General features: G+C 54.9%; 7 protein-coding genes and 2 pseudogenes. All 9 read left to right on the forward strand.

Annotated features, from left to right (window positions below):
* Positions 1-27 precede the first annotated feature (27 nt).
* A pseudogene (purL, locus tag ACQ86O_RS11785) lies at positions 28-3,920 on the forward strand (phosphoribosylformylglycinamidine synthase).
* An 833-nt stretch (positions 3,921-4,753) separates the two neighbouring features.
* Entirely contained in the window at positions 4,754-6,190 is a 1,437-nt protein-coding gene (locus ACQ86O_RS11790; protein WP_431225356.1) for a sensor histidine kinase, read from the forward strand.
* 3 nt (positions 6,191-6,193) lie between these two features.
* On the forward strand, positions 6,194-7,078 hold the full coding sequence (qseG, locus tag ACQ86O_RS11795; protein WP_431225357.1) for a two-component system QseEF-associated lipoprotein QseG: 885 nt from the start codon (positions 6,194-6,196) through the stop codon (positions 7,076-7,078).
* Entirely contained in the window at positions 7,075-8,412 is a 1,338-nt protein-coding gene (glrR, locus tag ACQ86O_RS11800; RefSeq protein ID WP_431225358.1) for a two-component system response regulator GlrR, read from the forward strand. Before qseG ends, glrR begins: the two co-directional genes overlap by 4 nt.
* A gap of 97 nt (positions 8,413-8,509) precedes the next feature.
* Positions 8,510-10,132: an NAD+ synthase gene (locus ACQ86O_RS11805; protein ID WP_431225359.1), complete on the forward strand. Its 1,623-nt coding sequence runs from the start codon at positions 8,510-8,512 to the stop codon at positions 10,130-10,132.
* Positions 10,133-10,144: 12 nt separating this feature from the next.
* Positions 10,145-10,483, forward strand: a complete 339-nt coding sequence (gene glnB / locus ACQ86O_RS11810) for a nitrogen regulatory protein P-II (RefSeq protein ID WP_004847623.1) — start codon at positions 10,145-10,147, stop codon at positions 10,481-10,483.
* A 224-nt stretch (positions 10,484-10,707) separates the two neighbouring features.
* Complete coding sequence (locus ACQ86O_RS11815; RefSeq protein WP_431225360.1) at positions 10,708-11,631, forward strand: LysR substrate-binding domain-containing protein; 924 nt, start codon at positions 10,708-10,710, stop codon at positions 11,629-11,631.
* 113 nt (positions 11,632-11,744) lie between these two features.
* Positions 11,745-13,207 (forward strand): annotated as a pseudogene (locus tag ACQ86O_RS11820) (gamma-aminobutyraldehyde dehydrogenase).
* A gap of 61 nt (positions 13,208-13,268) precedes the next feature.
* On the forward strand, positions 13,269-14,420 hold the full coding sequence (ydcS, locus tag ACQ86O_RS11825) for a putative ABC transporter substrate-binding protein YdcS (protein WP_431225361.1): 1,152 nt from the start codon (positions 13,269-13,271) through the stop codon (positions 14,418-14,420).
* Positions 14,421-14,427: the final 7 nt, after the last annotated feature.

Below are 14,427 nucleotides of genomic sequence, written 5' to 3' on the forward strand. Positions count from 1 at the left end.
AGTTGCTTCGAAGACGAGAGAACTTTGATTATGGAAATACTGCGTGGTTCGCCCGCTTTGTCGGCTTTTCGTATTACCAAACTGCTGTCCCGCTGCCAGGACGCCCAACTGCCCATCAGTGATATCTACGCCGAATATGTCCACTTTGCCGATGTCAGCGCACCGTTAAGTGCCGAAGAACACGCCAAGCTGCAACGGCTGCTCAAGTATGGTCCTTCTCTCGCGGAGCATGCGCCTGAAGGGCGCCTGCTGCTGGTGACTCCGCGCCCGGGTACCATCTCTCCGTGGTCTTCAAAAGCCACCGATATTGCGCATAACTGTGGCCTGACGCAGGTGGTCCGCCTGGAGCGTGGCCTGGCGTTTTATGTCACGGCACCGACGTTGACTGATGCCCAGTGGCAGCAGCTTGCTACTTTGCTGCATGACCGCATGATGGAAACGGTGTTCAGCGAACTGCAACAGGCGGAAAAGCTGTTCTCTCATCATCAACCAACGCCGTATCAGGTCGTGGATGTACTGGGCCAGGGCCGCAGCGCGCTGGAGCAGGCCAATAGCAAATTAGGCCTGGCGTTGGCGCAGGACGAAATTGACTACCTGCTGGATGCTTTTACCGGTTTGGGGCGCAACCCAACGGATATTGAGTTGTATATGTTCGCGCAGGCCAACTCTGAGCACTGCCGCCACAAAATTTTCAACGCCGACTGGATCATCGATGGCCAACAGCAACCAAAGTCGCTGTTCAAAATGATCAAGAATACTTTTGAGCAGACGCCGGACTACGTGCTTTCTGCTTATAAAGATAACGCTGCGGTTATGGAAGGCTCCCATGTGGGGCGTTTCTTCGCCGCGCCAGAAAACGGCCTGTATGACTACCATCAGGAAGACACGCATATCCTGATGAAAGTAGAAACTCACAACCACCCGACGGCGATTTCGCCATGGCCGGGTGCGGCCACGGGATCCGGTGGCGAGATCCGTGACGAAGGCGCGACTGGCCGTGGCGCGAAGCCGAAAGCCGGCCTGGTCGGTTTCTCGGTATCCAACCTGCGGATCCCGGGTTTTGAACAGCCTTGGGAACAGGATTTTGGCAAACCGGATCGCATTGTGACGGCGCTGGATATCATGACCGAAGGTCCATTAGGCGGCGCGGCATTCAACAACGAATTTGGTCGACCGGCGCTGGTGGGTTACTTCCGTACTTATGAAGAACGTGTCAACAGCCATAACGGTGTCGAGCTGCGTGGCTACCACAAGCCGATCATGCTGGCGGGGGTTTAGGCAACATCCGCGCCGATCATGTGCAGAAAGGTGAGATCACCGTGGGTGCCAAGCTGGTGGTGCTGGGTGGCCCGGCGATGAATATCGGTTTGGGAGGCGGTGCAGCCTCTTCTATGGCTTCTGGCCAGTCTGACGCCGATCTGGATTTCGCCTCGGTGCAGCGTGATAACCCGGAAATGGAACGCCGCTGCCAGGAAGTGATCGATCGCTGCTGGCAACTGGGCGACAACAACCCAATCCTGTTCATCCACGACGTGGGCGCTGGTGGCCTGTCGAATGCGATGCCGGAACTGGTCAGCGATGGCGGCCGTGGTGGCCGTTTTGAGCTGCGCGATATCCTGAATGACGAACCGGGCATGAGCCCGCTGGAAGTGTGGTGTAACGAATCCCAGGAACGCTATGTGATGGCCGTTGCACCAGAGCAGATGGCTCAGTTTGATGAGATCTGCCGCCGCGAGCGTGCCCCCTATGCGGTGATTGGCGAAGCCACAGAAGAACGGCATCTGACCCTTAATGACCGTCACTTTGACAACCAGCCGATCGATATGCCGCTGGACGTGCTATTGGGCAAAACGCCAAAAATGACCCGCGACGTAAAACGCCAGCAGGCGAGTGGCGAAAAGCTGCAGCGTGCAGGGATCACCATTGCCGATGCGGTGAAACGCGTGCTGCATCTGCCGGCGGTAGCGGAGAAAACCTTCCTGATCACCATTGGCGACCGTACCGTGACCGGCATGGTGGCGCGTGACCAGATGGTTGGCCCGTGGCAAATCCCGGTGGCCGACTGCGCGGTGACCACCGCCAGCCTGGACAGCTATTACGGTGAAGCGATGTCGATCGGTGAACGTGCGCCCGTTGCGTTGTTAGACTTTGCCGCCTCTGGCCGCCTGGCTGTGGGAGAGGCGCTGACCAACCTGGCGGCAACCGAAATTGGTTCGCTCAAACGCGTGAAGCTTTCAGCCAACTGGATGGCCGCGGCTGGGCACCCAGGGGAAGATGCCGGTTTGTATGAAGCGGTGAAAGCGGTGGGCGAAGAGCTTTGCCCACCGCTGGGGATTACCATCCCGGTCGGTAAAGACTCGATGTCGATGAAAACTCGCTGGCAGGAAGGTAATGAGCAATTGGAGATGACTTCACCGCTGTCGTTGGTGATCACCGCCTTTGCCCGTGTTGAAGACGTACGCCACACCGTGACGCCGCAGTTGCGCACCGATAAGGGTGAGACGGCCTTGTTGCTGATCGATCTGGGCAATGGAAACAATGCTCTGGGGGCAACGGCGCTGGCACAGGTTTATCGCCAGCTAGGTGATAAACCTGCCGATGTCCGCAATGTCGAGCAACTGGCTGGTTTCTTTAACGCGATGCAGCAACTGGTCGCGAGCCGCGCATTACTGGCCTATCACGATCGTTCAGACGGTGGCCTGCTGGTCACGTTGGCAGAAATGGCATTTGCTGGCCATTGTGGTGTCCAGGTTGATATCCAGGCGTTGGGCGATGATAGCCTTGCCGCGTTGTTTAACGAAGAGTTGGGCGCAGTGATCCAGGTGTCTGCCGAGCAGTTGGCAGCCGTGCAGCAGGTGTTTGCCCAGCATGGTTTGACGGACAATGTGCATCATATCGGCCAGGTGCAGAGCGGCGATCGGTTTGTGATCGCTAGCGGTAGCAAGCCGGTATATAGCGAAAGCCGCAACACCTTGCGCACCTGGTGGGCAGAAACCACCTGGCAGATGCAGCGCCTGCGCGACAACCCGGAATGTGCCGATCAGGAACATCAGGCCAAGCAGGATGACCGCGATCCGGGCCTGAACGTTAAACTGACCTTTGCACCAGATGAAGATATTGCAGCACCTTATATTGCCAAAGGTGCTCGGCCAAAGGTCGCCGTGTTACGTGAGCAAGGCGTTAACTCCCACGTTGAGATGGCGGCAGCATTCCATCGCGCCGGTTTTGATGCGGTGGATGTGCATATGAGCGATTTGCTGGCAGGGCGCCGCGACCTGCAAGAGTTCCATACGCTGGTAGCCTGTGGTGGCTTCTCTTACGGCGATGTGCTGGGTGCCGGTGAAGGGTGGGCGAAGTCGATTCTTTTCAACAATCGTGTACGTGATGAGTTTGCCGATTTCTTCCATCGCCCACAGACCTTGGCGTTAGGTGTTTGCAACGGTTGCCAGATGATGTCCAACCTGCGTGAGCTGATCCCGGGGGCAGAACATTGGCCGCGCTTTGTGCGTAACCTGTCAGATCGTTTCGAAGCGCGCTTCAGCCTGGTTGAAGTGGCGGCCAGCCCATCGCTGTTTATGCAGGGCATGGCCGGTTCACGGATGCCGATTGCGGTTTCTCATGGCGAAGGCCATGTGGAAGTGCGTGATGCGGCGCATTTGGCTGCGCTGGAACACCACGGCCTGGTTGCACTGCGCTTTGTGGATAATAACGGCCAGGTGACCGAAGCTTACCCGGCCAACCCGAACGGCTCGCCGAATGGTATCACCGCAGTGACCAGCAGCAATGGCCGTGCCACGGTGATGATGCCGCACCCTGAGCGTGTGTTCCGTACCGTCAGCAATTCCTGGCATCCAGAAGAGTGGGGCGAAGATAGCCCGTGGGTGAGGATGTTCCGTAATGCACGTAAACAGTTAGGGTAGTTCAGAAATTTTTTTACACAGAGGGCACTGCATAGTGCCCTTTTTATTTGTTGTTTTTTAGTGAGTTACGAGATGTGTCGGTTTTTTGAGACAAAGGCCATATTGCATGTCTCTAAAAAGAGACATCTAAATTATTGATTTTTATAGTGGTTAAAATGTTTCGATTAAGTTGTCGGGTTTCGGCGACGGTAAGGTGGATTATTACCCGCATCAGATCGTCCAGACACGATAACCTAACGTGGTTTAAATTAATTTAGTTAATAAAAACAGTGTTATATAAATTATTTTATAAAGTTGGCATGGATGGTGCATTATATTATTCAGTTGCTCATTCAACTTTTTATGATTGGCCCCGTATAACGGAACAGCGCCTCATAAGCCCCCCGAATGATGCCAAAGAAATGGTGCCTATCGTCCAACCAAACCGATAACAGACGCGCAAGCGGCTTTATCAAGCATCGGGCGACACGTGGAGTGAGGCACCGCCTAGTATCCAACTGTGATGAAGTGTTCATCAATCCCGGATACTTTTGGATGCTATTCGTCCTGATTCGATGCCAGCCTTGTGCTACATCACCCTGGGGACGAGGAGTAAGGGCATCCACATATTCCTTGCGATGGGGCATTATGCCCCAGCGTCAAATCAGATCTCTATCCCTCTCGTTGTTGCGCAAAACCTCCCAAAGAAAGAACTCCAAATCACTTTACTGCTGAGATCGGCATGAATCGATGCATTTTTTTGCATCTTTTGCATGGGTACGAAGATTATCGCCTGCCGGGCTTTTTTCTATCCGGCGACTCAGTTAGCATCAGGGCAGACTAGAGATATTGAGATGATTTCTTTGAAAAGATGGCGGCTATTCCCGCGTTCACTGCGTCAACTGGTAGTGATGGCGTTTCTGTTGGTGTTGTTACCTTTGCTGGTGCTGGCCTATCAGGCTTATCAGAGCCTGGATCATCTCAGCGCACAGGCGGCAGATATCAACCGCACTACGCTGGTGGATGCCAGACGCAGTGAAGCGATGACCAGCGTGGCGCTGGAAATGGAACGCAGCTATCGTCAATATTGTGTGCTGGTTGATCCCACCCTGGAGCGTTTGTATCAGAACCAGCGCAAACAGTATTCACAGATGCTGGATTCCCATGCCCCAATCTTGCCCGATGAACGTTATTACCAGACGCTGCGCGGCCTGTTGACACAACTTGCTACTATCAAGTGCCAGAGCAGTGGGCCGGATAGAGACTCTTCTCTGCTGCTGGAGTCGTTTTCACGCTCCAACGCAGAAATGGTTCAGGCCACTCGCACCGTTATATTTTCCCGTGGCCAGCAATTGCAACAGGCGATAGCCGAGCGGGGTCAGTATTTTGGTTGGCAGGCATTGCTGCTGTTCTTGGTCAGCGTGCTGCTGGTGGTGTTATTTACCCGCATGATTATCGGGCCAGTGAAGGCCGTTGAGCGTATGATTAACCGTCTGGGTGAAGGGCGGCCAATTGGCATGACGGCTTCGTTTAAAGGCCCGCGTGAGCTTCGCTCTCTGGCGCAGCGTATTATCTGGCTGAGTGAGCGCCTGGCGTGGCTGGAATCGCAGCGCCATGAATTCCTGCGCCATATCTCCCATGAGCTGAAAACGCCGCTGGCCAGCATGCGTGAGGGCACAGAGTTGTTGGCTGATGAAGTGGCAGGCCCACTGACCAGCGATCAAAAAGAGGTGGTAGCGATCCTTGATCAGAGCAGCCGCCATCTGCTGCTTCTGATTGAACAACTGCTGGATTACAACCGCAAGCTGGCGGATGGCCCTTCGGAACATGAAAATGTCGAGCTCGAAGAGTTGGTGGATATGGTCGTCGCCGCGCACAGTTTGCCAGCGCGTGCCAAAATGATCCGCACGGAAGTCAAACTTGAGGCGGAAATCTGCTGGGCAGAGCCGACCTTGTTAATGCGTGTACTGGATAATCTCTACTCCAATGCGGTGCACTACGGCGAGGAATCCGGTAACATTTGGATCCGCAGCCGTCAGGTTGGCCAACGGGTGCAGATTGATGTCGCCAATACCGGCACAGCGATCCCGGAAGCGGAAAAAACCATGATTTTTGAGCCCTTTTTCCAGGGAAGTCACCAGCGAAAAGGGGCCGTTAAAGGAAGCGGACTCGGATTGAGCATTGCGCAGGACTGCATTCGCCGTATGCGCGGCGAGCTGAAATTAGTGAATATCACCGATGCCGATGTTTGCTTCCGAATTGAATTGCCATTAACCGCCGAGAATGAATAAATAATGTACACAGGGTCTAAACGCGCTCATTTACCGCAGACCGAAGGTTCGCCGCGAGTCTCTCAACGCGTATCGCTCGGCAAGAACTCGCTTTCTTTCTTGGGCACTATCCTGTTTGCCCCGTTCCTGCTGATGGGCTGTACCGACCGTGCCGTCAGCAGTAGTTTGGCTCAGAAGCAGCAGGAAGCCATTCCTGATACCAAAGTAGTGGATTATCGCATCGCATCATGCGACACGCTGTGGCAGCTTGATGACCAGGAAGCGCTGGCAAACTCTCTCTACTGGTTGCGGGCGATGGATTGTGCTGATCGTATCGGCTCCACGCAGGCTCGCGCCTTGGCGAAAACCCTGCCGGGTAACACCTGGAACAGCATCTTCAAACAGAGTATTTTGCTGGGCAGTGCCGAACCGACCTCGGCAGAACGCCGCCAGATGATCGATCGCCTGAACACTTATCGTCTTGAATTCCCTAATTCATTGCGCCCATTGCTGCAACTGTGGCGCCAGCAGCAGGCTTTGCAAATTAGCCTGTTCGATGAGCGGGCCCGCTACCAGCACCTGCAGGAAAGCTCAGACAGCCAGATAGACCTGTTACGTCAGAATCAGGCTCATCTACAGAGCCAGTTGCAGGACACTTCCCGCAAACTGGAGAACCTGACCGATATTGAACGGCAACTCTCATCGCGCAAGCAATTACAGAGCGAAATTCCGGAAAGCAACGCCACGCAATCTAAAACCGATGCCGCAGGCAAGCCTGTAGCAGCACCGGCCAAAGAGGCTGAACCTGAGCCGCCAGCCCCAGTGCCGGAAACGGGCACAGCCTTGCCGGTTGAGCCGGAAGATACCTACGCGCCGCCACCTGTTAAAAAGGAGTCCCCAGCGCAATGACAGCTCGCAAACCGGCCAATCTTTTGTTGGTTGACGACGATCCCAGCCTGCTTAAGCTGCTGGGGATGCGCCTGACCAGCGAAGGTTTCCACGTCACTACCGCTGAAAACGGCCAGGAGGCATTGCGCCTGCTGGCTCGGGAAAAGATCGACCTGGTGATCAGCGATCTGCGCATGGATGAAATGGACGGCATGGCGCTGTTTGTCGAAATCCAGAAATATCAGCCGGGCATGCCGGTGATTATACTGACTGCGCACGGCTCGATCCCCGACGCGGTTGCGGCAACCCAGCAGGGGGTCTTCAGTTTTCTGACCAAGCCGGTTGATCGCGATGCGTTATACAAAGCGATTGATGAAGCGCTGTCGCTGTCGGCCCCGGCAGGTGATGATAGCTGGCGTGAAGACTTCGTTACCCGCAGCCCCATTATGCTGCGTTTGCTTGAACAGGCAAAAATGGTCGCGCAGTCAGATGTCAGCGTCTTGATCAACGGCCAGAGCGGTACGGGTAAAGAAGTGCTGGCGCAAGCCATTCACAGCGCCAGCCCACGGGCGAAGAAAGCCTTTATCGCCATTAACTGCGGTGCGTTGCCGGAGCAACTGCTGGAGTCGGAGCTGTTTGGGCATGCCAAAGGCGCGTTTACCGGTGCAGTCAGCAGCCGGGAAGGGCTGTTCCAGGCCGCGGAGGGCGGTACGCTGTTCCTTGATGAGATTGGCGATATGCCGCTCTCATTACAGGTGAAGTTGCTGCGAGTTTTGCAGGAGCGTAAGGTGCGGCCCCTTGGCAGTAACCGCGATCTGGATATTAACGTCCGAATTATTTCCGCTACCCACCGCGATTTGCCCAAAGCGATGGCGAAAAACGAATTCCGTGAAGATCTCTATTACCGCCTGAACGTAGTCAACCTGAAAATACCGGCGTTAAATGAGCGGGCAGAAGATATCCCACTGTTGGCCAACCACCTGTTACGTGAGTCTGCTCAACGCCACAAACCTTTTGTCCGCAGCTTTTCTTCCGATGCGATGAAGCGCCTGATGGCTGCCAGTTGGCCGGGTAACGTTCGCCAGTTGGTAAACGTTATTGAGCAATGTGTGGCACTGACCAGCGCTCCGGTGATCAGTGAAGCGCTGGTTGAACAGGCATTGGAAGGGGAGAACACCGCGCTGCCCACCTTTGTCGAGGCGCGCAATCAGTTTGAATTACACTATTTACGTAAGCTGTTGCAGATCACCAAGGGTAACGTAACCCAGGCCGCGCGCATGGCGGGCCGTAACCGTACTGAATTCTATAAATTGTTGTCGCGCCACGAGTTGGATGCCAACGATTTCAAAGAATGATGTTTTCTTTCCTGAACCTGTATGCGCAGGTTCTCAACAAATTAGCCGGAATGATTTACACTCCGGCTAATTTGTTGTGGCATGGCAGACTCGATATATGAGCAGATCACTTTCCATTGCGTTGGCCCAGTTGAATTTGCTGGTGGGCGATATTGAAGGCAACAGCGAGCGCATGTTGCAAACGGTGCAGGAACAACAGAAGGCGGGTGCCGATCTGGTTATGTTCACCGAACTGTCCCTGTCTGGCTATCCGCCGGAAGACTTGCTGTACCGCGATGATTTTTATCAGCGTTGTGATACTCAGCTAAACCGCTTACAGCAGGCCTCTGCTGATGTGGCGATCCTGGTGGGTCACCCGTGGCGTGAAGATGGCAAACTGTTTAACGCGCTGTCACTGTTTTCTGCCGGGCAATTGCAGGCACGTTACTTTAAGCAGCAGCTACCGAACTACGGTGTTTTCGATGAGAAGCGCTATTTCCACGCGGGTGATAAAACCTGCGTAGTGGATCTGAAAGGGTATCGCCTGGGGCTGTTGATTTGTGAGGACCTGTGGTTCCCGCAACCGGTGGACGCAGCGAAAGCGGCGGGGGCAGAAATCATCCTGTCGATCAACGCTTCGCCTTATAACCGTGAAAAACCGTATATCCGTAAAACCCTGATGGCAGGCCACTGCCAGCGTACCGGCCTGCCGTTGGTGTATCTCAACCAGATCGGCGGGCAGGATGAGTTGATCTTCGACGGCTGTTCCAAAGTGTTTGATGCCGCTGGCAATATGACGCATCGTTTGGCGGCCTTTGCCGAGCAGGTTACACAGCTTGAATTTAACGGCCTGGAAGTGGTGCCGATGGCGGCTCCTGCGGCAGAGTTGCCCCAGTTGGAGCAGGTTTATGAAGCGCTGGTGTTGGCGGTACGCGACTATGTGACAAAAAATGGCTTCAAAGGCGCGGTGCTGGGGCTTTCCGGCGGGATTGACTCCGCGCTGACGTTAGCCATCGCCGTCGATGCTTTGGGTAAAGATAAGGTTCAGGCCTTGATGATGCCGTTCCGCTACACTGCGGATATCAGCATTGCCGATGCCAAGGAAGAGGCGGAAATCCTCGGTGTGGAATTTGACATCGTTTCCATTGAGCCGATGTTCGATGCCTTTATGGGCCAACTATCGCCGATGTTTGCCGGTACCGCGCGTGATACCACCGAAGAAAACCTGCAGGCACGTTGCCGTGGCGTGGTGCTGATGGCGTTGTCTAACAAACGCGGCAGCATCGTGTTGACCACCGGTAACAAAAGCGAGATGGCGGTAGGTTATGCCACGCTTTATGGTGATATGGCGGGGGGTTTTGACGTGTTGAAAGACGTTCCTAAAACCCTGGTGTTCAAACTGTCTGAATACCGCAATACTGTTTCTTACGTGATCCCTCAGCGTGTGATCGATCGCCCACCTTCTGCTGAGCTGGCCCCGGATCAGTTAGATCAGGACAGCCTGCCGCCGTATGACATCCTGGACGCGATCCTGGAAGGTTATGTGGAACGCGACAAGTCGGTTGCCGATCTGGTTGCCGAAGGGTTCGAAGAGGCGGTGGTTCGCAAGGTGATCCGCCTGGTTGACATCAATGAATACAAACGCCGTCAGGCTGCCGTGGGGCCGCGCATTACCGCCCGTAACTTCGGTAAAGACCGCCGTTATCCGATCACATCCGGCTTTGGCCGTAAAAATTGGTAATTAAGGAAAAAGATGAAGAAAATTGACGCGATTATCAAACCGTTCAAACTGGATGACGTACGCGAAGCGCTGGCCGAAGTGGGCATCACCGGGATGACCGTGACCGAAGTTAAAGGCTTTGGCCGCCAGAAGGGGCATACCGAGCTGTATCGTGGCGCGGAATATATGGTCGACTTTCTGCCAAAGGTAAAAATCGAAATCGTGGTGGCTGACGATATCGTGGATACCTGTGTGGAAACCATTATGCAAACGGCACAAACCGGTAAAATTGGCGACGGCAAAATCTTTGTCTTTGACGTAGCTCGCGTAGTGCGCATCCGTACCGGTGAGCAGGACGAAGAAGCGATTTAACATGTTCGGTTTCCGGGCACTTCCAGCTTGAGTTAGGGAGGGTGCCAGGGGCAGATTTATCCAGCAAAGGCGCAGCTAAAAACTGCGCCTTTGCTGTTTCCCGCCGGTTTTTCTCATCTTTGCGTTCTAAAAAAGCGAACGCTATCGCGTTTTAAGCATTTTTCCTGATGGCTCTTTGACGGACATCTACACTCAAAACAACTGTTTTGTTTGAGGTTATTGCCATGATGACGTTACGCCAAATCCGCCATTTTATTGCCGTGGCGGAAACCGGCTCTATCTCGGCTGCGGCCCAGGCGGTGTTTGTTTCCCAGTCTTCGCTAACGTTGGCAATCCAACAGTTGGAAACCGACATTGGCGTCAGGCTGTTCGAGCGCCATGCCAAAGGGATGAGCCTGACCCATCAGGGGCACCAGTTTCTGCGCCAGTCTTATCTGATCCTGGCGACCGTGGATAATGCCAAGCGCAGCCTGCAATTGGGCACCGAAAGCCTGAGCGGCAAATTGACCATTGGCGTCACCAGCCTGGTGGCGGGGTACTTCCTGGTGGAATTGCTCAAACGTTTCAAGTCTGCCTATCCCAACGTAACCATCCAGGTGATCGAGGACGAGCGTCCCTATATCGAGCACTTACTGGTGAGTGGAGAGATCGACATTGGGGTGCTGATCCTGTCGAACATAGAAGACCGGGATGCCTTGCAGACAGAAGTCCTGATGCATTCACCGTATCGCCTATGGCTGCCGCCGTTGCACCCCTTACTTGAGCACGAAAGTATCAGCCTGGCAGACGTGGCAAAGCAGCCACTGATCCAGCTGAACGTGGATGAGATGGACGTTCATGCCCGGCGGATCTGGGGGCGTGCCGGCTTGAAACCGGAGACGGCGATGAAGACCGCCTCCACCGAAGCGGTGCGTAGCCTGGTGGCTGCGGGGATGGGGATTGCAATCCTGCCGGACATGGCTTACCGCGCCTGGTCGCTGGAGGGGAATATGATCGAAGCCCGCAAGCTGGAGGATTTACTGGAACCGCTGGATATCGGTCTGGCCTGGCGGCGTGGCAGCGCACGGCCAGAATTGGTGACGCCATTTCTTACCATTGCGCGTGAGAACAGTAAGATTAACGCACCAGGCCATAAGCCTTCGATTTAATCGAACGCTGCCTTCAGTATTTAGAATTTGTTGTCCGCAGTGCGCTCGCATAGTCTGATAAAAACTAACTTATCACATTTAGTTAACGTTTTTGTCACATGGGGCGATACGCAATGGCAGATGTGCAGCTTGTTTCTGGTTTGTCCTGTCGGCAGTTTATCAACGGCGAGTCGGTCGAAGGTGAAGGCCATCAGGAAGACATTGTTAATCCTGCCAATGGTGAAACGCTGGTTTCTATCGCCGAAGCCTCTTCGGCACAGGTTGGTAGCGCGGTATTTGCCGCGCAACAGGCTTTTTCTCACTGGTCGCGTACCACCCCCGCTTATCGCGCAACAATCCTGCTGCGTATCGCCGATGCCATAGAACAACAGGCCGAACAACTGGCGCGGCTTGAAGCCGTGAACTGCGGCAAACCTTTTCACCAGGCGTTGAAAGACGATCTTCCGGCTGCGGTTGACGTATTTCGCTTCTTTGCCGGTGCGGTACGTACCCAGCAAGGCCAACTGGCTGGGGAATATGTCGCCGGTCACACCTCGATGATCCGCCGCGATCCGGTTGGTGTGGTGGCATCCATTGCGCCGTGGAATTACCCGCTGATGATGGCCGCCTGGAAGATTGCTCCGGCGCTGGCTGCGGGCAATACCGTGGTGTTCAAACCTTCCGAACATACACCCCTGACTATTTTGGCCTTGGTGCCGGCGTTGCAGGAGATCCTGCCGCCGGGCGTGCTGAATATTGTCTACGGTGGCGGCGAAGGAGTGGGTAGCCATCTGGTAGGCCACCCGCAGGTGCGGCTGGTTTCCGTTACCGGCGATATTGTAACCGGGCAGAAAATCCTGCAGGCGGCGGCGAAAAGCGTCAAGCGCACCCATTTGGAACTGGGGGCAAAGCGCCAGTGATCGTCTGTGACGATGCCGATCTCGACGAAGTTGTCAGCAGCGTCCGCACCTTTGGTTACTACAATGCCGGGCAGGATTGCACCGCCGCCTGCCGTATTTACGCCCAGGCAGGCATCTACCCCAAATTGGTGGAAGCCCTGGGAGAAGCGGTTGCCAGCCTGCGGTTTGCCCGCAAACGCGATGAAGACAATGAAATTGGCCCGCTGATCAGCAGCCGTCAACGTGATCGCGTTGCCAGCTTTGTCGAACGCGCCCTCAGCCAACCGCATATCGAACTGATCACCGGCGCGGCGGCACATTCCGGCCCCGGTTTCTATTATCAGCCCACCTTATTGGCGGGTTGCCTGCAAACCGACGAAATCGTGCAACGTGAGGTGTTTGGCCCGGTGGTCAGCGTGACTCGTTTCGAGACGTTGGACCAGGCGGTGAACTGGGCTAATGACTCTGAATACGGTCTGGCCTCCTCGGTCTGGACACAGAATATCGATCGCGCCCTGCATATTGCGGCACATCTGCAATATGGCAGCACCTGGATCAATACCCATTTTACGCTGGCGAGCGAAATGCCCCACGGCGGCTTAAAGCGTTCGGGCTACGGCAAGGATCTCTCCAGCGATTCATTACAGGATTACAGCGTTGTCAGGCATGTGATGGCGAAGTTCAAGTCCACCTTCTAGCCAAAAATCGGCGGCAACCGTTCCTTGCCGCACTTTAATTCGCAACACAGGGGTAATTACGATGAGAAAAACACCAGCAATCACCACACTCGCCGCGCTCTGTATCACGGTTTTTTGCGGTATGGCGCAGGCCGCCGATGCACCACAGCAACTAGGCAAAGGCGAAGGGAGGTTGGATATCATCGCCTGGCCGGGTTACATCGAACGTGGTCAGTCCGACAAGAATTATGATTGGGTTACCCAGTTTGAGAAACAAACCGGTTGCGCGGTGAATGTGAAAACTGCCGCTACCTCCGATGAGATGGTCAGCCTGATGGCCAAAGGGGGTTATGACCTGGTCACCGCTTCTGGCGATGCCTCGTTGCGCCTGATCTTCGGCAAACGGGTGCAGCCAATCAATACCGCGCTGATCCCGAACTGGAAGAATATCGACCCGCGTCTGTTGAACGGCCCTTGGTATACCGTGGCGGGTAAAACCTACGGCACGCCTTATCAGTGGGGGCCAAACCTGCTGATGTATAACACCAAAACCTTCCCGACACCGCCGGACAGCTGGGCTGTGGTATTCGAGCAGCAGAATCTGCCGGATGGCAAAACCAATCAGGGCCGGGTGCAGGCCTACGATGGCCCGATCTATATTGCCGATGCGGCTCTGTTCCTGAAAGCCACCCAACCACAGCTTGGCATCACCGACCCGTACCAGTTGAACGAAGAGCAGTATCAGGCTGCGCTGAAACTGTTGCGCACCCAGCACGCATTGATCCACCGCTACTGGCATGACACCTCGGTACAGATGAGTGATTTCAAAAATGAAGGTGTGGTCGCCTCCAGCGCCTGGCCGTATCAGGCCAATGCCCTGAAAGGAGAAGGCCAGCCAATTGCTACCGTATTCCCGAAAGAGGGGGTTACCGGTTGGGCTGACACCACCATGCTGCATACCGATGCCAAACATCCGAGCTGTGCCTATCAGTGGATGAACTGGTCGCTGGAGCCGAAAGTGCAGGGTGATGTGGCCGCCTGGTTTGGTTCGTTACCGGCTTCGCCAGCAGGCTGCAAAGCCAGCGCCTTGTTGGGTGAGAAAGGCTGCGAAACCAATGGGTTCAACCAGTTCGACAAGATTGCCTTCTGGAAAACGCCACAGGCTGAGGGCGGCAAGTTTGTCCCTTACAGCCGCTGGACACAGGACTATATCGCCATCATGGGTGGCAGATAAAAGTTAA

The organism is Serratia sp. L9 (genome assembly GCF_050632285.1).
Taxonomy (GTDB): domain Bacteria; phylum Pseudomonadota; class Gammaproteobacteria; order Enterobacterales; family Enterobacteriaceae; genus Chania.